The sequence below is a fragment of the Marinifilum sp. D737 genome, from assembly GCF_026672275.1.
GTDB lineage: Bacteria > Bacteroidota > Bacteroidia > Bacteroidales > Marinifilaceae > Marinifilum.
The window spans coordinates 1-623 of sequence record NZ_JANQCD010000098.1; the positions used below are offsets into that span (position 1 = coordinate 1).

Annotated in this window: 3 tRNA genes; all 3 read left to right on the forward strand. The window is 44.6% G+C overall.

Annotated elements, in window-relative coordinates:
- Positions 1-240 precede the first annotated feature (240 nt).
- The 3 genes from NQ163_RS20580 (at position 241) to NQ163_RS20590 (ending at position 607) form a co-directional block, all read left to right on the forward strand.
- Positions 241-314 (forward strand) — tRNA-Thr (locus NQ163_RS20580).
- Between the two features lie 137 nt (positions 315-451).
- Positions 452-523, forward strand: a tRNA-Thr gene (locus tag NQ163_RS20585).
- 10 nt (positions 524-533) lie between these two features.
- Positions 534-607, forward strand: a tRNA-Thr gene (locus NQ163_RS20590).
- The last annotated feature ends 16 nt before the right edge of the window (positions 608-623 follow it).

Genomic DNA, 623 nt, shown 5'->3' on the forward strand with positions numbered 1-623 from the left:
ATGTAGCTCAGCTGGCTAGAGCAGCTGATTTGTAATCAGCAGGTCGTGGGTTCGAGTCCCTCCATCGGCTCAAAAAAAAAGAATCGTTGTTGCGAGTTTAACCAATACAAATCAAAGCTGATTTGTAATCAGTCCCGAAGATTCGGGATAGGTTCGAGTTCCTCCACCGGCTCTATCAAAACAAAAAGAAAGTTTAACGACTTTCTTTCGTTCTTTAAAATGTTTTTGCAAGTAGCAATTGCCGATGTAGCTCAGCTGGCTAGAGCAGCTGATTTGTAATCAGCAGGTCGTGGGTTCGAGTCCCTCCACCGGCTCAAAAAAGAATCGTTGTTGCGAGTTTAACCAATACAAATCAAAGCTGATTTGTAATCAGTCCCGAAGATTCGGGATGGGTTCGAGTTCCTCCACCGATTCCAATACTTAGTTAATCCTAAGTCTTAATTGTTACTTTGCCGTTGTAGCTCAGGGGTAGAGCGCTTCCTTGGTAAGGAAGAGGTCACGAGTTCAAATCTCGTCAATGGCTCAATAAAATCGCCGATGTAGCTCAGCTGGCTAGAGCAGCTGATTTGTAATCAGCAGGTCGTGGGTTCGAGTCCCTCCATCGGCTCAAAAAAAAAGAATCG